Here is a 19,941-nt window from a genome sequence, read left to right on the forward strand (position 1 = left end):
GCTCAGGCCATCGTCGCCACCAGGACCGCCTTGATCGTGTGCAGGCGGTTCTCCGCCTCGTCGAAGACCACCGAGTGCTCCGACTCGAAGACCTCGTCGGTGACCTCCAGGGACGACAGGCCGTGGGACGCGAAGATCTCCTGGCCGACCTTCGTGCCGAGGTCGTGGAAGGCGGGCAGGCAGTGCAGGAACTTCACGTCCGGGTTGCCCGTGGCCCGCAGCACGTCCATGGTCACGGCGTAGGCGCCGAGGGCGGCGATCCGCTCGTCCCAGACCTCCTTCGGCTCCCCCATGGACACCCAGACGTCGGTGGCGACGAAGTCGGCGCCGAGGACGCCCTCGTCGACCTTCTCGGTGAGGGTGACGCGGGCTCCGCTGACCGCGGCGAGCTCCTGGGCCCGCTCGACGACCGACGCGGCCGGCCAGTACGCCTGCGGGGCGACGATCCGGACGTCCATGCCCAGCAGGGCGCCGGTGATCAGGTAGGAGTTGCCCATGTTGAAGCGGGCGTCGCCCAGGTAGGCGAAGGCGATACCGTTCACGGGCTCGGCGCAGTGCTCGGTCATGGTGAGCACGTCCGCCAGCATCTGGGTGGGGTGCCAGTCGTCGGTGAGGCCGTTGAAGACGGGCACGCCCGAGAACGCGGCCAGCTCCTCGACCTTGGCCTGGCTGTCCCCCCGGTACTCGATCCCGTCGTACATCCGCCCGAGGACCCGCGCGGTGTCCTTCACGGACTCCTTGTGGCCGATCTGGGAGCCCGTGGGGTCCAGGTAGGTCGTGGAGGCGCCCTGATCGGCGGCGGCGACCTCGAAGGCGCAGCGGGTGCGCGTCGACGTCTTCTCGAAGATCAGGGCGATGTTCCGGCCGCGCAGGTACTGGGTCTCGTTCCCGGCCTTCTTGGCCGCCTTCAGCTCGGCGGCCAGCTCGACGAGCCCGAGGAACTCCTCCCGGGTGAAGTCGAGCTCCTTGAGGAAGGGGCGGCCGGCGAGGGCGGTCGGGACAGTCGCCATGGGGGCGCTCCAGAGATGCGGGAAACGTAGACAGTGAAAGTCTATACGACCTTCAGAATTAATATACGGCGACCCCTACGTCGATAGAGCCGTCACGACCACCCCGCCCGCCCGTCTGCCCACGCGCCCGTCCGCCTCCCCGCCCGTCCGCCTCCCCGCCTAGACGGCGTCGCGCTCGATGGGGCAGCTCATGCAGCGCGGGCCGCCCCTCCCCCGGCCCAGCTCGCTGCCCGGGATCTCGATCACCTCGACACCCTGCTTGCGCAGATGCGTGTTGGTGGTGGCGTTGCGCTCGTAGGCGACGACGACTCCGGGCTCGACGGCCAGCACGTTGCAGCCGTCGTCCCACTGCTCCCGCTCGGCGGAGTGCACGTCCTGGGTGGCGGTCAGCACACGGATCTCACTGAGGCCGAGAGCGGCGGCGATCGCGCGGTGCATGTGCTCCGGCGGATGGTCGGTGACCTTCAGCTCCTTGTCGGCGGCGCCCGGTTCGATCGTGTAGGAGCGGAGCATGCCGAGGCCGGCGTACTGGGTGAAGACGTCTCCGTCGACCTGGGTCATCACGGTGTCGAGGTGCATCAGTGCCCGCCGCTTGGGCATGTCGAGGGCGACGATCGTACGGGCCGACCCGGCGGCGAACAGCTTGTGGGCGAGCATCTCGACGGCCTGCGGGGTGGTGCGCTCGCTCATGCCGATGAGGACCGCGCCGCTGCCGATGACCAGGACGTCGCCGCCCTCGATGGTGGACGGGTAGTCGGCCTGCCCCTCGGACCAGACGTGGAAGTCCTCGTCCCGGAAGAGCGGGTGGTGCCGGTAGATCGCCTCGAAGTGCACGGTCTCGCGCTGCCGGGCGGGCCAGCGCATCGCGTTGACGGAGACGCCGTCGTAGATCCAGGCGGAGGTGTCCCGGGTGAACAGGTGGTTGGGCAGCGGCGCGAGGAGGAAGTCGTCGAGCTCCATGACGTGGAAGCGCACCGAGATCGGCTCGGCGTGGGCGTCCAGGAACTCGCGCTTGGTCATGCCGCCGACGAGCGCCTCGGCGAGCTCGGGCGCGGGCAGCCCTTCGAAGGCGGCACGGAGGTGGTCGGTGGCGAGCACCCCGTACTCCTTCTCGTCGAAGACCCGGTCGAGGACGAGCTTCCGGGCCGCCGGGATCTCCAGGGCCTCGGTGAGCAGGTCGCCGAACAGGTGGACCTCGACCCCCCGGTCGCGCAGCACGTCCGCGAACCCGTCGTGCTCGGCGCGCGCCCGGCGCACCCAGAGCACGTCGTCGAAGAGCAGGGCGTCCTTGTTGCTGGGGGTGAGCCTTTTGAGCTCCAGATCGGGCCGGTGAAGGATGACGCGGCGCAGCCGCCCGGCCTCGGAGTCGACATGCAGTCCCATGCCTCCATCCTGGCCAAAGAGGCCCGCGTTCACCCCCTCCTTACGCAGGACTTCTTCTCGTCCTCTTGACGACAAGTGGCGGGAGCGCTTATCGTCGTCATGACGAGAAAGAGGGGGCAGGCTTCATGGCCGACATCACCCGGCGCCTGGGCTGGCGCCATCTGCGCGGTGCGCCCACCGCGCACGTCCGCCACCACCGCGGCGGAAAGCTGCTGCACGACGGCCCCGGCCTCAGCTTCTGGTACCGGGCGCTGACCGCCGCGCTCTCCGAGGTCCCCGTCGACGACCGGGAACTGGCGATGACGTTCCACGCCCGCACGTCCGACTTCCAGGACGTGGCCGTGCAGGCGACCGTCACCTATCGGATCAGCGACCCCGCCGTCGCGGCGGCCCGCCTGGACTTCTCCATCGACCCGGACACGGGCGTCTGGCGGGGCGCCCCGCTGGAGCAGCTCGGGACGCTCCTGACGGAGACGGCCCAGCAGCACGCCCTGGACGTCCTGGCCCGTACGCCGCTGGCGGCGGCCCTGGCCGACGGGGTCAGCGCGGTGCGGGAGCGGATCGCGGCCGGACTGGCCGGGGAGCCCCGGCTGCCGGAGACGGGCATCGAGGTCGTCGCCGTGCGGGTGGTGGCCCTGCGCCCCGAGCCCGAGGTGGAGCGGGCGCTGCGTACCCCGGCCCGGGAGCAGATCCAGCAGGAGGCGGACCGGGCGACGTACGAACGGCGGGCGGTGGCCGTCGAGCGGGAGCGCGCGATCGCCGAGAACGAGCTGGCCAGCCAGATCGAACTCGCGCGCCGCGAGGAGCAGTTGGTCGACCAGCGCGGCACCAACGCCCGCCGGGAGGCCGAGGAGGGCGCCGCCGCTGACGCCGTGCGCGCCGAGGCGGAGGCGGCCCGCACGGTACGGCTCGCGGACGCGGAGGCGGCCCGGACCGTACGGCTCGCGGAGGCGGAGGCCACCCGGTCCGTGCGGCTCGCGAAGGCCGAGGCCGAGGGGGCGCGCGAGGTCGGCGAGGCGCGGGCGCAGGCCCAGGCGGCCTGGCTGCGGGTGCACGCCGACGTGGACGTGGCGACCCTGCACGCGCTCACCGGGACCCGGCTGGCGGAGAACCTGCCGCGGATCGACAGCGTGACCGTGACGCCGGATCTGCTGACCGGGCTGCTCAGCCGGCTGGGAGCGCGGGAGTGAGCCTCGCGCCCCGGGTGGTCCTCGTCCACCGCACCACCGAGTACGAGGAGCTGGTGGCCCGGCACGGCACGCACGGCCAGGCCGCCTTCTTCCTCTCCTCGCGCGGCCGGGACATCGAGGAGATCGCGGACCGGCACCACCGCACCCGCCGGGCGCTGGCCGAGGTGGCGGCGGCGATCCCGCTGACCTGGCGGCAGGCCCGGGTGGAGCGCGCCGACCTGGACCGCTTCCTGTTCGCGCCGGAGGACGTGGTGGTCGTCGTCGGGCAGGACGGGCTCGTCGCGAACGTCGCCAAGTACCTCGCCGGGCAGCCGGTGGTGGGCATCGACTCCGACCCGGGCCGCAACCCCGGTGTGCTGGTGCGGCACCGCCCGAGCGACGCGGCGGCCCTGCTGGCGGCCACGCAGGCCCGCACGGCCCGCTGCGACGAGCTGACCATGGTCGAGGCCGTCACCGACGACACCCAGCGCCTGGTGGCGCTGAACGAGATCTACCTGGGCGCCGCCGGACACCAGACGGCCCGCTACCGCCTGGGCCTGGAGGACGACGGGGGTGTCGTCGAGGCCCAGGCCTCGTCCGGGGTGATCGTCGGGACGGGCACCGGGGCGACCGGCTGGCTCCGGTCGGTGTGGCAGGAGCGGGGAGGGCGGCCGGCGCTGCCCTCCCCGACGGAGGAGCGCCTGCTGTGGTTCGTGCGGGAGGCATGGCCGTCCCCCGCCACCGGGACGTCCCTGGTGGCGGGGGAACTGGCCGCCGCGGGGCGGCTCACGTTGACCGTCGAGTCCGAACGGCTGGTGGCGTTCGGGGACGGCATGGAGTCGGACGCCGTGGAGCTGACGTGGGGGCAGACGGTCCGGGTCGGGGTGTGCCCGGACCGGCTGCGCCTCGCCGGCTGAACGTCACAGCCGCGGGTCGACCGGCTCCGACTCCAGCGCCAGCACCCCGAACACCGCCTCGTGCACCCGCCACAGCGGCTCGCCCCCGGCCAGCCGGTCCAGGGCCTCCAGACCGAGCGCGTACTCGCGCAGGGCGAGGGAGCGCTTGTGGTTCAGGAACCGGTTGCGCAGCCGCTCCAGGTTCTCCGGGCGCGTGTACTCCGGACCGTAGATGATCCGCAGGTACTCGCGTCCGCGGCACTTGACGCCGGGCTGGACCAGCCGGCCCCGCCCGTCGCGCACCACCGCGCCGAGCGGCTTGACGACCATGCCCTCGCCGCCGCGCCCCGTCATCTCCAGCCACCAGTCGACGCCCGCCCGGACCGACTCCGGGTCACCGGTGTCGATGTACAGGCGCCGGGTGGTCCGCAGCAGGCCGCTCCCGTCGTGCTCCACGAGCCGGTCGAGGAGCGCGAGCTGCTCGTCGTGCGGGAGCGCGGCGAGGCTGCGGCCCTGGACCGCGAGGAGCTGGAAGGGCGCGAGGCGCACGCCGTCCAGGCCGTCCGTCGTCCAGCAGTAGCGGCGGTACGCCTCGGTGAACGCGGCCGCGTCCGAGGCCCGTTCCCGCTGGCGGGCCAGCAGCGCGGAGACGTCGACGCCCCGCCCGGCGGCGCCCTCCAGCGCGGCGAGCGCACCGGGGAACACCGCTCCGGCCGCCGCGCCGACCGCCGCGTACTGCGAGCGCAGCAGCCCGGCGGCCTTCAGCGACCACGGCATCAGCTCGGCGTCGAGCAGCAGCCAGTCGGTCTCCAGCTCGCTCCAGAGGCCGGCCTCGCCGGCGGCCGTGCGGAGCCGGTCCAGGATCGACTCCGTCATCGCCGGGTCGTCGAAGAACGGGCGGCCCGTGCGGGTGTAGAGGGAGCCGGTCACGCCGTCCTCCACGCCGAAGTGCCGGCGCGCCGCCTCGGCGTCGCGGCACACCAGGGCCACGGCCCGCGAGCCCATGTGCTTCTCCTCGCACACGACCCGCTCGACGCCGTCCGCCGCGTACTGCGCGAACGCCTCCGCCGGGTGCTCGAGGTAGCCGTCGACCGCCGAGGTCGCCGTGGGCGCCATGGTCGGCGGCAGGTACGGCAGCAGCCGCGGGTCCACGGCGAAGCGGCTCATGACCTCCAGGGCCGCCGCCGCGTTCTCCTCGCGGATCGCGACCCGCCCGTGGTGACGGGTCTCCACCACCCGGCGTCCGTGCACGTCCGCCAGGTCGAGCGGACGGCCGTCCTGCCCGCCCGGCGCCTCGGTGCGCAGCGGCTTGGCCGGCTCGTACCAGACCTGCTCGGCGGGTACGTCGACCAGCTCGCGCTCCGGCCAGCGCAGCGCGGTCAGCTTGCCGCCGAAGACGGCACCGGTGTCCAGGCAGATGGTGTTGTTCAGCCAGGTCGCTTCGGGGACCGGGGTGTGGCCGTACACCACGGCCGCGCGGCCCCGGTAGTCCTCCGCCCACGGGTAGCGCACCGGCAGCCCGAACTCGTCGGTCTCACCGGTGGTGTCGCCGTACAGGGCGTGCGAGCGGACCCGTCCGGAGGTGCGGCCGTGGTACTTCTCGGGCAGACCGGCGTGGCAGACGACGAGCCTTCCGCCGTCCAGCACGTAGTGGCTGACGAGCCCGTCGATGAACTCCCGGACCTCGGCGCGGAACTCCTCGCTCTCCCCTTCCATCTGCGCGATCGTCTCGGCGAGTCCGTGCGTGTGCTGGACGTTGCGGCCCTTGAGGAAACGGCCGTACTTGTTCTCGTGGTTGCCGGGCACGCACAGCGCGTGGCCCGACTTCACCATGCCCATCACGCGCCGCAGGACGCCGGGGCTGTCCGGGCCGCGGTCGACGAGGTCGCCGACGAAGACGGCGGTGCGGCCCTCGGGGTGCGCGCCGTCCCCGTAGCCCAGCTTGCCGAGCAGCGCGTCCAGTTCGGACGCGCAGCCGTGCACGTCGCCGATGATGTCGAACGGTCCGGTGAGGTGGGTGAGGTCGTTGAAGCGTTTCTCGGTGACGACGGTGGCGTGCTCGACCTCGTCGGTGCCGCGCAGGACGTGCACCTTGCGGAAGCCCTCGCGCTCCAGGTGCCGCAGGGAGCGGCGCAGTTCGCGGATGTGCCGCTGGATGACGCGGCGCGGCATGTCGGCGTGGTCGGTGCGGGCCGCGTTGCGCTCGGCGCACACCTCCTCGGGCACGTCGAGCACGATGGCTATGGGGAGCACGTCGTACCGCTTGGCGAGCTCGATGAGCTGCCGTCGCGCGTCCTGCTGCACGTTGGTGGCGTCGACGACCGTGCGGCGGCCGGCCGCCAGGCGCTTGCCCGCGATGTAGTGCAGGACGTCGAAGGCGTCCCGGCTGGCGCTCTGGTCGTTCTCGTCGTCGGCGACGAGGCCCCGGCAGAAGTCGGAGGAGATCACCTCGGTGGGCTTGAAGTGCCGGCGGGCGAACGTCGACTTGCCGGAGCCGGAGGCGCCGACGAGGACGACGAGGGAGAGGTCGGTGACGGGCAGGACCCGCCCGTTCGTGGTCTCGGTGCCGGTCCCGGTCATGCGGCCTTCGCCTCCTTCTTCCCGTCGGTCACGTCACGTACGAACACGGCCATCTGCGTCGGCGGCCCCACCTCGGGGTCGTCGGGTCCCACCGGTACGAACTCCACTCCGTAGCCGTGCCGTTCGGCGACGGCCCCGGCCCAGGCGCGGAACTCCTCGCGCGTCCACTCGAACCGGTGGTCGCCGTGCCGGACGTGCCCGGCGGGCAGGCTCTCCCAGCGGACGTTGTACTCGACGTTCGGGGTGGTCACGAGGACGGTGCGGGGGCGGGCCGCCCCGAACACCGCGTACACCAGGGCGGGCAGCCGGGGCGGGTCGACGTGCTCGACGACCTCGCTGAGCACGGCCGCGTCGTACCCCTTGAGCCGGCTGTCGGTGTAGGCGAGGGAGCCCTGGAGGAGCTTCACGCGCGCGGCCTGCCGCTCCCCCATCCGGTCCAGCTTCAGCCGCCGCCCGGCGATCGTGAGCGCCCGCACGGACACGTCGACGCCGACGATCTCGGTGTACGCCGGGTCCTTGAGCAGCGCCTGCACCAACTGGCCCTGCCCGCAGCCCAGGTCGAGCACGCGTGTGGCGCCGGCCGCCCGCAGCGCGGTGAGGACGGCCTCGCGGCGCTGCACGGCGAGCGGGGCCGGCTTCTCCTCGGCCTCCGTCTCCTCGGCGACCGCGTTGTCGATCTCCTCGACCTCGCTGTCGTCGGTCTCGGCGAGCCGGACCAGCTCCAGCCGCTCCATCGCCGCGCGGGTCAGGGACCAGCGGCGTGAGAGGTAGCGGCTGGTGATCAGCTTCTGCTCGGGGTGGTCCGGCAGCCAGCCCTCACCGGCGCGCAGCAGCTTGTCGACCTCGTCGGGGGCGACCCAGTAGTGCTTGGCGTCGTCGAGGACGGGAAGCAGCACGTACAGGTGCCGCAGGGCCTCGGCGAGGGTCAGCGTGGCCGACTGAAGGACGAGCCGGACGTAGCGCGAGTCGCCCCACTCGGGGAACCTCTCGTCCAGCGGCACCGGCTCGGCGGAGACGTCCCAGCCGAGCGGTTCGAACAGACGCCGTACGAGGGCGGCGCCGCCCCGCGCGGGCAGCGACGGCACCTCGACGCGCAGCGGCAGCGGACGGTCGGGCAGCTCCGGGCGGGCGGTGCACACGCCCCGCATCGCGCTGGAGAACACCGCGCTCAGCGCCACGGCCAGCAGCGAGGAGGCCGCGTACGGACGGTCGTTGACGTACTGCGCGAGCGCGGCGTCGGGGGCGCCGCCCCGTCCCTTGCCCTTGCCGCGCCGGACCAGCGCCACCGCGTCGACCTCCAGCAGCAGCGCCGCGGTGCAGCGCTCGGCGTCCGCCTCCGGGTAGAGCACGTGGGCCGTGCCGAACGAGGTGGAGAACGCCTGCGCCTTCTCGGGATGCTTGTGCAGCAGGTAGCCGAGATCGGTGGCCGGGCGCTCCGGGGTGCCGGTGGTGGTGAGGGTCAGGAACACGGTGGATGACCTTGACGTAGTGGTCTGAACTGCGGATACGCACACCGTATCGAGCGGGCGCCGACGGCACCCGGGAATTTCGGGCGCACGACGACGCCCCGGGGACCCGTCGTTCCCCGGGGCGTGCGGACGCGGTGTCCGTGGTGCCGCTACGACAGCTGCGACTGGACCTGCGCGGAGATCAGCTCCAGGTGGTCCAGGTCGTGCAGGTCGAGCACCTGGAGGTAGATCCGCTGCGAGCCGGCCTCCTGGTAGCGGCCGATCTTCTCCACGACCTCGGCGGGCGACCCGGCCAGCCCGTTCGCCTTGAGCTCGTCGACCTCGCGGCCGATGGCGGCGGCGCGGCGGGCGACCTCCTGGTCGTCCTTGCCGACGCAGACGACGAGGGCGTTCGAGTAGACGAGGTCCTCGGGACGGCGGCCGGCGGCGCGGACGGCTTCGCGCACCCGGCCGAACTGCCGCTCGGAGTCCTCGATGGAGGCGAACGGCATGTTGAACTCGTCGGCGTACCGGCCCGCGAGGCGCGGCGTGCGGGTGGCGCCGTGGCCGCCGATGAGCACCGGGATCCGGTCCTGGGCGGGCTTGGGCAGGGCGGGCGAGTCGGTGAGCGTGTAGTACTCGCCCCGGAAGTCGAAGGTCTCGCCGAGCTTGGTCTCCCACAGGCCCGTGACGATGGCGAGCTGCTCCTCCAGCCGCCCGAACTTCTCCTTCGGGAAGGGGATGCCGTACGCCTTGTGCTCCTCCTCGAACCAGCCCGCGCCCAGACCGAGTTCGACGCGTCCGCCGGACATCTGGTCGACCTGGGCGACCTGGATGGCGAGCACACCGGGCAGCCGGAAGGTGCCGGCGGTCATCAGGGTGCCGAGGCGGATGCGCCGGGTCTCGCGGGCGAGGCCGGCGAGCGTGATCCAGGCGTCGGTGGGGCCGGGCAGGCCGTCCACATCGCCCATCTTCAGATAGTGGTCGGAGCGGAAGAAGGCGTCGAACCCGAGGTCCTCGGTGGCCTTCGCCACGGTCAGCAGCGTCTCGTAGGTCGCCCCCTGCTGGGGCTCGGTGAAGATGCGGAGATCCATGCCCCCATCCTGCACGCCCGCGCGCGCTCCGGCCGCCCGGGGCCCCGCGCCCTCCCGTGCCACGGTCGGGTGAATCCCGTCGGTGCCGTGGACGTCCGCCGCCCTGCCGGTGACCGGCCCGGACGATGATCGTTGGCCCGGTCGGAGCCGGACCGCCCGGCTCCCTCACCGGCCCGCCGGCGCCGGGGTGTCCTGTGTCGGCCCACTGCCGTTGGGGGGGCCGCGGGCCGGAGGAGGCCGTCGTGTCCGAGGAGTTCGAGCCACCGGCGGGTGGCGGGGGGACCGGTCGCCCGAAAGGGCTGCTGGAGCAGATGGAGGAACTGATGGCGGCCCTGAACGCCGACCTGTCGGCACTGGACGCCGACCTCCAGGCGACGGGGGCCGCACTCCGGAGTGTGCCACCGGGGGCGGAGGACGGGACCACCTGACGGAACCTTCGGGTCCCGGCTGCGTTGCCCCTGCGGGATCAGCCTGCCTCCCTCTCCGCCAGGACCTCGTCGCGGTCCGCGAGTCTGCGGAGCATCTCCAGGACCCGGTCGCGGGATTCGTCGGCGGCGTCGATGGCCTCCATACAGCGCCAGTACGTCGTCTCGTCGTCGGCGGAGCTGGCCACGCCGACCAGCGCGATCCCGGCCTCGCCCAGCAGGCTGCCGAGGTTCATCAGGGCCTGCCGCGCGTCGCCCAGCTCGGTGAGCTGGGCGGCGCGTAACGCACCCTCCGCGAGGTCCGGGATCTCCAGGACGCCGCAGCCGCGGCCCGCGAGCTCGGTCAACCCGATGGCCTCCCCGCGCAGTTCGGGCGGCCCGTAGACGGCGAGCCGACTGCCGATGGCCTGCGCGAGCGCCTGGGCCTGCCACACCTCGGTCATGATGTCCGGCGCGCCGCCGCTTCCCGCCAGCGCTCGCCTGCTGTTCACGATCAGCCGCACCGCGTCCATCGCAGTCCCCGTCCGTCTGGACGCGCTGCCCACACGTCCACCTGAACTCCGAACTCACCTGTTCATTACCCAGAGTGAAGGGCGTTGAGACGAAAAGCCAGAGGAAGACGGAAATCTGCGGACAACTTTTCGGATACGGAGCACCGCATCACCACGGAGAGTGAAAGTGGAACTATTTACTCAGCGGGCGGGGGAACCTCGCCGGGGCGCGGGAACCTCCGCTCGTTCCGGTCGATCTTCGCGTCCAGCGCGGCGAGCGGGTCGACACCGAGCACCTCGCACAGCTGGAGCAGATACGCCAGCACGTCCGCGACCTCGTCCCGCACCCGGGCAGCCGTACCGGCGTCGTCCATGACCCGGGCGGACTGCTCCGGGGTCAACCACTGGAAGATCTCCTGCAGTTCGGCGGCCTCCACGCCGAGCGCGGAGACGAGGTTCTTCGGCGTGTGGTACGGCTGCCAGTCGCGCGCGGCCGCGAACTCCACGAGCCTGCGCTGGAGTCCGGCGACATCAAGAGGTTCGGTCACGGCTCCAGGTGTACCACCGTCACGCCGTCCGTCTCCCCGAGGCCCGAGGGGTCGCTCACCGACCCCACCAGCCGGATGTGCCCCCGCGCCCCCATGCGGGCCGCCAGGCCGGTCAGCTCCGCGCGCTGCACGGGGTCCAGGCCGCGGTCGAGGCCGTCCGCGAGGACACCCAGCGTCTGCAGGGCGACGGGCACCTCGCGCACCGGGTCGACCTCCAGGACGCCGGGCCCGGTCAGCAGCACCAGGGACAGCGCGAGGTAGCGCAGTTCGCCGTGGCCGAGCCGGCCGAGCGGGGTGCGGACGCCGTCACCCCGGTCGAGCAGCCCCCGGACCGTCCCGCCGGCCAGCAGTTCGGCGGCGACGTCGGTCACCGGGCCGGCGCATCCGGCGCGGGCGGCGGCGACGAGCCGGGCGTGCCGTCGTGTGCACTCGGAGCGCGTGCGCCACACGACGTCGGCGAGGTTGTCGCAGCCGCTGAGCAGCCGGCCGGAGCCGACCGGGACCTCGGCCCGCATCCGCTCGGGCCGGGGGTCGCAGGCGAAGACCGAGCGCAGGGCCACCACCAGCTGTTCGGCCGCGGCGAGGACCCGCCGCTGTCCGTCGGTGGTGCCGGCCACCCGCAGGGGCAGCAGCGCGGTGCCGAGCCGGTCGTCCGGGAGCGGGGCCCGCGTCACCGGGGTCTGCCCGGCCGTGTGCCAGGCTGCCTGCACGCTGCGCCGGCCGGGATCGCGCAGGGCCGTCTCCAGCAGGACGACACCGCCCGCTGTCAACCGCTCCCCCACGATGCGCGGTTCGGGCTCCGCCTGCACCGCCACGTCGAGCCGCACCGGCCCCTCCGGGCCGTCGGCGGTGCAGCCGATCCGGAAGCCGCGCCGCCGCTGGGCGTCCGGGCGTGCCCGTTCCGGGACGCAGGCCGTGGGGTCGGGGAACGCCTCCTCGACGGTGCGGCCGCCGGCGAGCGCGGCCAGTGCCCCGTACGCCCGCAGCGCGGTCGTCTTGCCGGACCCGCTGGGTCCCACGAAGAACGTGCACGGGCCGAGCGGGAAGACGGCCCTGCGGTGCCCGGCGAAGGCGGACAGCCGCAGCTCGACGACGTGGGGCCGGGGCGGGTCCGGCGGGCCGTCGCCCGGATGCTCCTCGGCGAGATGCTCCTCGGCGGGATCGGCTGCCGGCGACGGTCCCGGCCGGTGTGCCGCGACCCCCGTCCGACGGCCCTGGGGCGGCACGGACACGGCACCGGAGACAGAGGAAAGGCCCATGTCGGGGACCGTAGAGCCGCCGTCCTCAGGCGAACCGTTCCACCCGCGCGGGCTTCCTACGAAAGGGGTACGGCACCGCGCCGCGGGCGCGGTGTCTCACGCGCCGGGGACGCCGGCCGTCTCCATCAGTCCGCTCACCTCGGTGCCGGGCGGGGTCAGCAGGAACACGTTGCGGTCGACGCGGTGCATACCGCTGCCCAGGCCGAAGACGACGCCCGTGCTGAAGTCGAGGACCCGCTTGGCGACCTCGTTCTCGGCGCTCGTCAGGTCCAGCAGTACCGGGATGCCCGCCATCAGGGTCTCCGCGACCTCGCGGGCGTCCCCGAACACGTTGACCCGCAGGACGACGAAACGCCGGCGCGGCTCCGTCACCGCCTCCGGCATCGCACGGTGGTCCACCGCCGACGGCCAGGCGTCACGCCCTCGCAAAGGCACGACCTGGGCGAGCCCCGCCCACTGTTCATCGGTGACGTCGTAGCTGTTCACCGGCTCACCCCGACCTGACTCGCCCTCAATGCCTGCACCAGCCAATTCTTACGCCAAGTCACCCGTTCGGCCCAACACCGACACGGCCCGCGACCGAATCGGGCCCGTTCCGGCCGGGCCCGGAGGGCGTCGGCGTCGGCGCCGGGACGGGCGGCCCGGCACGGGTACCCGGAGTGCCCGGACCCTTGCCCGGCCCGCGTGCGACTCCGCCGGACGGGTGTCAGACTGATGGCTCGGGCCGGGCAGTCCGTGGCGGAGCGCCCGGGTATGGGCGGGAAAGTCCAGCGAACACACGGACCACCCGGGTATGCGCGCTGCTTCTGGCTCGTTTCGGACGTAGGGACGGCGGTGAACTCCTGTGACAGCGAGCGACGAGGCGGAAGCGGTTTCCCCAGTGTCAGGAGGGCCCGCCGGGCAGACCGTCGTGGTCGTGGGCGGCAGTTCCGGCATCGGCCTGGAGACCGCCCGGCAGGTGCGGGCGGCCGGCGGCGACGTGATCCTCACGGCCCGCGATCCCGGGCGTCTGGAGCGGGCGGCCGAGGAGCTGGAGCCGTTGAGCACGGCCGCGTTCGACGCGATGGACGCCGACCGTCTGGAGGGGTTCCTGCGGGACCTGCCCGGACAGGTCGACCATGTCCTGGTGACGGCGGGCAGCCCTTCGTACACACCGCTCGCCGATCTCGACCTGAGCGCGGGCGGACGGGACTTCGGCGGGCGGCTGGCGATGCTGCTCGCGGCGGGGCGGGCCTGCCGGGACAAGGTCAGGCCCGGCGGGACGCTGCTGTTCATCGGCGGGACCGGTGCCCGCCGCCCCGGCCCCGGCATGGCCGTGATCGGCGCGCTCACCGCGGCCCTGCCCGCGCTGGCGGCGAACCTGGCCGTGGAGATCGCCCCGGTACGGGTGAACCTCCTCGCCGCCGGCTTCGTGGACACGCCCCTGTCCGCGTCCCTCCTGGGGGAGCAACTGGAGGCGCGCCGCGAGGAGTTGCGCCGGACACTGCCCATCGGGCGGGTCGTCGGACCCGGCGACATCGCCTCCCTCGCGCTGCACATCATGGCCAACGGCGCCCTCACCGGCGCCACCTACGACATCGACGGCGGTCAGCAGCTCGTCGCGCACTGAGACGTACGGCGTACCGCGTACGGCCGGACGCGACCGTCGTCCGTCCGTGCCGTCGCCCTCCGAGACGGGAGCCCCACAGCATGGACATGAAACTCGAGGTCGTCGTGGTGCCGGTGTCCGACGTCGACCGGGCGAAGGACTTCTACACGGCGCTGGGCTGGCGGCTCGACGCGGACGTGCCCACGGACGACACGTTCCGGGTGGTGCAGATGACCCCTCCGGGCTCACCGGCGTCGGTCATCTTCGGCACCAACGTGACCGAGCAGGCACCCGGCACGGCACGCGGTCTGCACCTGGTGGTCGACGACATCGAGGCGGCCCACACCGAGCTGAAACGCCACGGCGCCGACCCGAGCGAGATCTTCCACGACGCCGGGGGCGTCTTCCACCACGGCGGCACGGACGCGCGGGTGCCGGGCCCCGACCCGCAGCGCGGCAGCTACGGCTCCTTCCTGTCGTTCAGCGATCCCGACGGGAACGGGTACGTGCTCCAGGAGATCACCACCCGGCTGCCGGGCCGTCTGGACCCCGCGACCACGGCGTACGCGTCGGCCGACGACCTGGCGGGCGCCCTGCGCCGGGCCGCCGCCGCACACGGCGAGCACGAGGCGCGCACCGGCGCGGAGGACCCCGACTGGCCGGACTGGTACGCCCGGTACATGGTCGCCGAGCAGTCGGGAGCGGAACTCCCGCAGTGACGTGACCACGTGACCACGGGTCCCGCGCTCAGGACCGTTCGTCGAGCAGCCCTGCGAAGGCCGCGGCGACGCGGGCGACGGCGTGGTCGTCGTCCCGGGACAACCGGCCCAGGACCTCGCGCACGCCGGGCCCGGGCAGTTCGACGAGCGCCTGCATCAGACGGACACGGGTCGCGGAGTCGGCGCCGGGCGCGGTGAGTTCGCCGGTCAGGGCGGTCAGGGCGCGTGCGGCGCACGCCGGGTCCTCGGACAGTGCGCCGAGGATCTCCGCCGCGTCGACGTCGTTGACGCCGTCGACCACCATGGCGACGAGCACGGGTACGGCCGCGGTCTCACCCTGCCGGCCCAGCGCGAGGGCGGCCGGGCGGCGGACCGCCGGATCGGGGTCGGCGAGTGCTTCCCGTAGAGCGGCCGCCGCCTCGGGGACCTCGGCCAGGTCGGCGAGCGCCCGCGCGGCCCGCCGCCGGACGGCGGGCTCCCCCTCGCGCACGGCGGCGGTCAAGGCGCTCACTCCCGCGTCGCCGGCCCGGGCGAGCGCCCAGCGCAGGGCACCCGACACCACCGGGTCGGGCTCGGCCAGGACGGCCTTGGCCAGCACCTCGGCGGGGACGGGGACGTCGTCCTGCCGGGCGAGGACGGCCTGCTGCCGGCGCGCCGCGTCGGGCGAGTCCAGGCCGTGCAGGAGGGCGACGACACCGAGGACGTCCTGCCAGTCCGCGGGCGCCGAGGCGTCGATGGCGCGGAGCCGTTCGAGCAGTTCCCGTTCCCGGTCCAGCCGCTCCTGCGTCCAGCGGATGAGGTCGCCGACCAGGGCGGCCGGGGTGAAGTCCGGGTCCCGCAGCGCCTGCGCGACCTGCTGGAGCGAGAGGCCGAGGGAGCGCAGGCTCTCCACGTGGAAGATCCGGCGGACGTCCTCGGCGGAGTATTCGCGGTAGCCGCCCACGGTCCGGCCGGTGGGCCGCACCAGCCCGAGGGCGTCGTAGTGCCGCAGCATCCGCGCACTCACCCCGGAGCGGCGGGCGACCTCACCGATCAGCACGGGCCGGTCCCCTGGGCGGCCGTCGGGGCCGGGGCTGGCCGTGCGGCCCTCTCGGGGCCGAGGGCGACGATCCGCCGGGCCTCGTCCACCGCCGCGTCGAAGCCGGTATCCGGCCGTTCGCGGAGCACTTCGGTGGCGGCGGCGTGCGTGGCGACCGCCGGTTCTGGGTCCGCGGCGGCCCGCTCCACGACGGGCCTGGTCACGTCCCCGAGGTCGATGAGCGCGCGGCTCAGGCTCAGCCGTACGGCCCGGTCGCCGCGGCCGAGCTGCCGGACCAGTTCACCGGCCAGATCCGCCCGGGTCTCCTCGTCGTCCGGCGCGAGGGCGACCGTGACACGCCAGGCGGTCCGTGCCACCTCGTCGTCCGGGTCGTGCAGCAGCGGGCGCGGGATCCAGGTCCAGGCGCTCCTGTCGCCGATCTTGGAGAGCGTGTGCAGGGCCTGGGCGCGCGCCTGGGCACGGTCGGCGTCGAGTTCCCCGCGGACCCGGGCCAGCACCGGCCCGGACGGCAGGCGGGTCAGGGCCCAGGACAGCATGTCCCGTACGAAGAAGTCCGGTTCGACCGCGCAGCGCTCGACCAGGGCGTCCAGCAGGCCGGGGTCGGGAGACGAACCGGCGGCCAGGGCCGCCTTGAGCCGGACCGACGGGTCGTCGGCGCCCAGGGCGACGGTCAGGCGGGCGGTGTGCGGGGTCGTGTGTGTCGGGTCGATCGGGACCACCTCCTGCACCCAGGGGACACCTTGTCACGGTGTCAAGGTCAAGGCCGACGGTCCGCGCGACGGGTGCGGTGACCTCCGCGCACGTCCGCCGGCGACCACGGCGGATTCCGCCGCCGGCGCGGCGGAGCGCCCGCTCGGTGAGCCACGAGGCGGGTGAGCCACGAGGCGGGTGAGCCACGAAATCGGGCGGGTCCCGGCCACCGGCGAGGCGTATGCCCGGCCTGTCCACCACGAGACGGGGGTGACGTCCCTGACGGTGACGGCGGCCCCGCGGCGCCTCAGGCCGTGACCTGGCTCAAAGGGTGACGTCTGCGGACCCGTCCCAGGCCGTCGTCATGATGTGGCGGGTGCGGTCGCGCAGCAGCTGGTGGGTGCGGTCGTGGTCGTTGCGCGGGTGCCACGCCATGCCGACGGTCAGGGGTGGCAGTTCCAGCGGGATCGGGAAGGTGTGCAGTCCGAGCGTGCGCAGCATGGACCGGCCGAGTCCGGCCGGGGCGACGCCGACGACGTCGGTCTCGCGGGTCAGGAACAGGGCGGTCGCCACGCTGGGGACCACCGCGACCACGCGCCGGCTCAACCCGGCCTCGGCGAGCCGCTCGTCGATGGGGCCGTGCGCCCGGCCGCGCCGGGACACCACGACGTGGTCGGCGGCGGCGAACCTCCGCGCCGTCACCGTCCGCGCCCTCGCGAGGGGGTGGTCCGGGCGTACGACGCCGGTGAGCGTCTCCGTGAGCAGGGTCTCGGAGCGGATCTCCGGGTGGCCCTGCCGGACGATCCCGACCTCCAGGTCGACCATGCCCTCGCGCAGGGCGGGGCTGTCCTCCAGGCTCTCCGGGCGCAGCCGCAGGGAGATGCCGGGCGCCTCGGCCCGCAGGTCGTCGAGGAGGCGCGGGATGAACGTCGTGGACAGCATGTCGCCGACCTGCAGGTCGAAGGTGCGGACGGCGGTGCGTGGGTCGGCGGTGGCCGACGGCGCGAACAGGGCGCGGGCGCGGCTGGTGACCGCGTGCACCTCGCCGCGCAGTTCCAGGGCCCGGGGTGTCGGGACGAGGTCGCGTCCGGCCCGTACGAGGAGCGGGTCGCCGAAGGCCCGCCGCAGCCGGGCCAGGGCGCGGCTCATGGCCGGGGGCGAGGTGTGCAGCCGTTCCGCCGCCCTGGTCACGCTGTTCTCGGCGAGCAGGGCGTCCAGCGCCTCGATGAGGTTCAGATCGACGTGGTCCACGTAGTCGATTATCAGGATCGGAAAGGGTCTGTATCAAGGTTGCACTGGTCGGAATCGGCTGTCGCTCCTACCGTCGAGGACAACCCCCTTCCGCTCAGCGGGGGGCGTGTCGGGAGCGACTGGAAGGCGACCTGAATGATCACTCGTGACGTCCCGGCGGCGGGCGACGGCTCCGTCGCCCCGGGCCGCCGCCCGCGGCGCATGACCTTCGCGGAGGTACGTGCCCGGATCGGCGAGCCCGGGGAACTGGTCAAGCGGAAGAACCACGACCGGCTCGACCACCACGCACGCCGTTTCATCGCCCACTCCCCCTTCGTGGCCATGGCCACCGCGGACGCGGCCGGGCTCCCCGACAGTTCGCCGCGCGGCGACCACCCGGGGTTCGTCAAGGTGCTGGACGCGCGCACGCTCGCGATCCCCGACCGGCCGGGCAACAATCTCGCCGATTCCTTCCGCAATCTCGCCGAGAACGACGGGATCGGGCTGATGTTCGTCGTCCCCGGGATGCGGGAGGTGCTGCGGGTCAACGGCCGTGCCTACCCCACCGACGATCCGGAGATCCTCGCCCGGATGCGCGTCGACGGGAAGGAGGCCCGGCTGGCGGTCGTGGTGGACGTGAAGGAGGTCTTCTTCCACTGCGGCCGCGCGCTGATCCGCTCCCGGATGTGGGATCCCGCCAGCCAGGCCCTGGCCGCCGAACTGCCGTCGATCGGGGAGATCGCCGCCGATCAGATGCAGGTCGACGCCGACCCGACGGTGCTGACCGAGATGCTCGAACACGACTACCGGCACCTGTACTAGGGCCTCTCGTTTGGATCGGGCCGGATCAGGGAGCGGGGTCTGGTGCCGTGCATCGCAAGGCGGAGGAGGGCGCCATGGCGGAGCCATGGCAACCGACGACAACGCGGCGAGGTGCGGCGACAACACACCCCCTAGGAGGTCCCACATGCAACGCACCATCCTCGACCAGGCCGAACCGGTCGCCCGGGGCGTCGTGTCCCTGCGCCTGCGGGGCGCCGACGGCCCGCTGGCCCCCTGGGAGCCCGGCGCGCACATCGACCTGTCCCTGCCGAACTGGCTGACCCGGCAGTACTCGCTGTGCGGCGATCCGGACGACCCGGAGACGTACCGCGTCGCCGTCCGGCACGACCGGCTCAGCCGGGGCGGCTCGGAGTACATCCACCTGTACCTCGGCGAGGGGCACGCGCTCAAAGTCTCGATGCCCCGGAACACCTTCCCCCTGCGGCCGGCGCCGGAGTACCTGTTCGTGGCGGGCGGCATCGGGGTCACGCCCCTCATGCCCATGCTGACGGCGGCCGTCGCGGCGGGGGCGTCGGCCCGGCTGCTCTACGTCGGCCGGTCTCGGGCCACCATGCCGTTCGCCGACGACCTGCGGGCGACGCACGGCGACCGGGTCCGCGTCCACGCCACGGAGGAGTTCGGCCGCCCCGACCTCGCCGCGGAGGCGGCGGCACTGGGCCCCGGGGCACTGGTGTACTGCTGCGGCCCGGCATCGATGCTCGACGCGGCCGAGGCGCTGTTCCCGCCGGAGCGCCTGTACGTCGAGCGGTTCCGGCCGACGCCGAAGGAGTTCGCGCCGGACCAGCCCTTCGACGTACGCTGCGCCCGCTCCGGACGCGACGTCCGCGTCGAGGCGGAGGCCTCCCTGCTGGACGCGCTGGACCACGCGGGGTTCCAGGTGCCGTCCGGTTGCCGGGAAGGGGTGTGCGGCAGTTGCGAGGTCGTCGTGCTGGACGGCGAGCCGGAGCACCGGGACGACATCGGCGCGCCGCCCGGCCGGATGTACACCTGCGTCTCCCGGGCCCGGTCGGCCGCGCTCACCCTCGACCTGTGACGGACGCGGCGGTGCCACACTGGAGAGCGTGACGGAGACGGACCGGCAGCTCGAGCAGCGGCTGGAGCGGGCCATCGTCGGCCTGCTGGAGTGCCGTGCGGCCACGTCCTCGATCTGCCCGTCCGACGCCGCGCGCGACGCGTACGACGGCGACGACGCGGGCTGGCGCGCCCTCATGGAACCGGCCCGCCGGGCGGCCTGGCGGCTGGCGGCGGAGGGCAGGGTCGAGGTCACCCAGGGCGGTGAGCCCGTCACGGAGGACGAGGCCCGCGGCCCCCTCCGCATCCGGCGCGCGGCGGGCTGGTGAGGTCGCCGGCCCCCTGTGCCAGGGCGCGTCCGCCGGAATCTTCCCGGCACTCGACCACCTTTGGCCATGAATCGCCGCCCAGCCATCTATCCGCGTAGACGAAGAGCCTCCACACTGAAGCCGCACTCGCACGAGCACGACCGCCGTGCGCCGTACGGCGGTACTTCCGGCATGCCCCCACCCGGGCAA

General features: G+C 73.5%; 20 protein-coding genes. 8 read left to right on the plus strand and 12 right to left on the minus strand.

What is annotated here, in order from left to right:
* Nucleotides 1-2: 2 nt before the first annotated feature.
* Entirely contained in the window at nucleotides 3-1,010 is a 1,008-nt protein-coding gene (argF, locus tag ADL34_RS20505; RefSeq protein ID WP_062670351.1) for an ornithine carbamoyltransferase, read from the minus strand.
* A gap of 159 nt (nucleotides 1,011-1,169) precedes the next feature.
* Entirely contained in the window at nucleotides 1,170-2,393 is a 1,224-nt protein-coding gene (locus tag ADL34_RS20510) for an arginine deiminase (RefSeq protein WP_062670353.1), read from the minus strand.
* 125 nt (nucleotides 2,394-2,518) lie between these two features.
* Between ADL34_RS20510 and ADL34_RS20515 the strand changes: the two genes are divergently transcribed.
* Nucleotides 2,519-3,583, plus strand: coding sequence for an SPFH domain-containing protein (locus ADL34_RS20515; RefSeq protein WP_062670355.1), 1,065 nt, complete (start codon nucleotides 2,519-2,521; stop codon nucleotides 3,581-3,583).
* Nucleotides 3,580-4,479, plus strand: coding sequence for an NAD(+)/NADH kinase (locus ADL34_RS20520; RefSeq protein ID WP_062670357.1), 900 nt, complete (start codon nucleotides 3,580-3,582; stop codon nucleotides 4,477-4,479). Before ADL34_RS20515 ends, ADL34_RS20520 begins: the two co-directional genes overlap by 4 nt.
* Nucleotides 4,480-4,482: 3 nt before the next feature.
* Here ADL34_RS20520 and ADL34_RS20525 read toward each other — a convergent pair whose 3' ends face one another.
* The 3 genes from ADL34_RS20525 to ADL34_RS20535 form a co-directional block, all read right to left on the minus strand.
* Complete coding sequence (locus ADL34_RS20525; RefSeq protein WP_062670359.1) at nucleotides 4,483-7,038, minus strand: polynucleotide kinase-phosphatase; 2,556 nt, start codon at nucleotides 7,036-7,038, stop codon at nucleotides 4,483-4,485.
* The gene (locus tag ADL34_RS20530) at nucleotides 7,035-8,507 is read right to left on the minus strand and encodes a 3' terminal RNA ribose 2'-O-methyltransferase Hen1 (protein ID WP_062670361.1); all 1,473 of its coding nucleotides are present in this window, start codon (nucleotides 8,505-8,507) and stop codon (nucleotides 7,035-7,037) included. The genes ADL34_RS20525 and ADL34_RS20530 overlap by 4 nt, the downstream gene beginning before the upstream one ends.
* 149 nt (nucleotides 8,508-8,656) lie before the next feature.
* Nucleotides 8,657-9,580 (minus strand): LLM class F420-dependent oxidoreductase, encoded by a 924-nt coding sequence (locus tag ADL34_RS20535; RefSeq protein ID WP_062670363.1) that lies wholly within the window; start codon nucleotides 9,578-9,580, stop codon nucleotides 8,657-8,659.
* 242 nt (nucleotides 9,581-9,822) lie between these two features.
* Here ADL34_RS20535 and ADL34_RS20540 point away from each other — a divergent pair, with 242 nt between their 5' ends.
* Entirely contained in the window at nucleotides 9,823-10,008 is a 186-nt protein-coding gene (locus ADL34_RS20540; RefSeq protein WP_062670365.1) for a hypothetical protein, read from the plus strand.
* A 38-nt stretch (nucleotides 10,009-10,046) separates the two neighbouring features.
* Here the strand turns inward: ADL34_RS20540 and ADL34_RS20545 are convergent, their stop codons facing one another.
* The 4 genes from ADL34_RS20545 to ADL34_RS20560 all read right to left on the minus strand — a co-directional run bounded on the left by ADL34_RS20545 (nucleotide 10,047) and on the right by ADL34_RS20560 (nucleotide 12,789).
* Nucleotides 10,047-10,517 (minus strand): DUF6099 family protein, encoded by a 471-nt coding sequence (locus tag ADL34_RS20545; protein WP_062670367.1) that lies wholly within the window; start codon nucleotides 10,515-10,517, stop codon nucleotides 10,047-10,049.
* A 176-nt stretch (nucleotides 10,518-10,693) separates the two neighbouring features.
* On the minus strand, nucleotides 10,694-11,044 hold the full coding sequence (locus ADL34_RS20550; RefSeq protein WP_062670369.1) for a nucleotide pyrophosphohydrolase: 351 nt from the start codon (nucleotides 11,042-11,044) through the stop codon (nucleotides 10,694-10,696).
* Nucleotides 11,041-12,303, minus strand: a complete 1,263-nt coding sequence (locus ADL34_RS20555; RefSeq protein WP_079034303.1) for a biotin transporter BioY — start codon at nucleotides 12,301-12,303, stop codon at nucleotides 11,041-11,043. The genes ADL34_RS20550 and ADL34_RS20555 overlap by 4 nt, the downstream gene beginning before the upstream one ends.
* A 96-nt stretch (nucleotides 12,304-12,399) precedes the next feature.
* Nucleotides 12,400-12,789, minus strand: a complete 390-nt coding sequence (locus tag ADL34_RS20560) for a cell division protein SepF (RefSeq protein WP_062670371.1) — start codon at nucleotides 12,787-12,789, stop codon at nucleotides 12,400-12,402.
* A 430-nt stretch (nucleotides 12,790-13,219) separates the two neighbouring features.
* Here ADL34_RS20560 and ADL34_RS20565 point away from each other — a divergent pair, with 430 nt between their 5' ends.
* On the plus strand, nucleotides 13,220-13,912 hold the full coding sequence (locus ADL34_RS20565) for an SDR family oxidoreductase (RefSeq protein WP_234375059.1): 693 nt from the start codon (nucleotides 13,220-13,222) through the stop codon (nucleotides 13,910-13,912).
* 80 nt (nucleotides 13,913-13,992) lie between these two features.
* Complete coding sequence (locus ADL34_RS20570) at nucleotides 13,993-14,610, plus strand: VOC family protein (RefSeq protein WP_062670374.1); 618 nt, start codon at nucleotides 13,993-13,995, stop codon at nucleotides 14,608-14,610.
* A 28-nt stretch (nucleotides 14,611-14,638) separates the two neighbouring features.
* Here ADL34_RS20570 and ADL34_RS20575 read toward each other — a convergent pair whose 3' ends face one another.
* From ADL34_RS20575 to ADL34_RS20585, 3 genes are all read right to left on the minus strand, one after another.
* A complete protein-coding gene (locus ADL34_RS20575) occupies nucleotides 14,639-15,649 on the minus strand; it encodes a HEAT repeat domain-containing protein (protein ID WP_062670376.1) in 1,011 nt (336 codons plus the stop codon).
* Nucleotides 15,643-16,377 carry a HEAT repeat domain-containing protein gene (locus tag ADL34_RS20580; protein ID WP_062670378.1) on the minus strand — a complete coding sequence of 245 codons (735 nt, stop codon included), beginning with the start codon at nucleotides 16,375-16,377 and terminating at the stop codon, nucleotides 15,643-15,645. The genes ADL34_RS20575 and ADL34_RS20580 overlap by 7 nt, the downstream gene beginning before the upstream one ends.
* Before the next feature lie 286 nt (nucleotides 16,378-16,663).
* Nucleotides 16,664-17,590, minus strand: coding sequence for a LysR family transcriptional regulator (locus ADL34_RS20585; RefSeq protein ID WP_062670380.1), 927 nt, complete (start codon nucleotides 17,588-17,590; stop codon nucleotides 16,664-16,666).
* Between the two features lie 135 nt (nucleotides 17,591-17,725).
* Between ADL34_RS20585 and ADL34_RS20590 the strand changes: the two genes are divergently transcribed.
* The 3 genes from ADL34_RS20590 (at nucleotide 17,726) to ADL34_RS20600 (ending at nucleotide 19,752) form a co-directional block, all read left to right on the plus strand.
* Nucleotides 17,726-18,391 (plus strand): MSMEG_1061 family FMN-dependent PPOX-type flavoprotein, encoded by a 666-nt coding sequence (locus ADL34_RS20590; protein ID WP_062670382.1) that lies wholly within the window; start codon nucleotides 17,726-17,728, stop codon nucleotides 18,389-18,391.
* A 145-nt stretch (nucleotides 18,392-18,536) separates the two neighbouring features.
* Nucleotides 18,537-19,445: a PDR/VanB family oxidoreductase gene (locus ADL34_RS20595; RefSeq protein ID WP_062670384.1), complete on the plus strand. Its 909-nt coding sequence runs from the start codon at nucleotides 18,537-18,539 to the stop codon at nucleotides 19,443-19,445.
* Between the two features lie 28 nt (nucleotides 19,446-19,473).
* Nucleotides 19,474-19,752 (plus strand): DUF3253 domain-containing protein, encoded by a 279-nt coding sequence (locus ADL34_RS20600; RefSeq protein ID WP_062670385.1) that lies wholly within the window; start codon nucleotides 19,474-19,476, stop codon nucleotides 19,750-19,752.
* The last annotated feature ends 189 nt before the right edge of the window (nucleotides 19,753-19,941 follow it).

The organism is Streptomyces sp. NRRL WC-3605 (genome assembly GCF_001509795.1).
In the GTDB taxonomy this organism is placed as follows: domain Bacteria; phylum Actinomycetota; class Actinomycetes; order Streptomycetales; family Streptomycetaceae; genus Streptomyces; species Streptomyces viridochromogenes.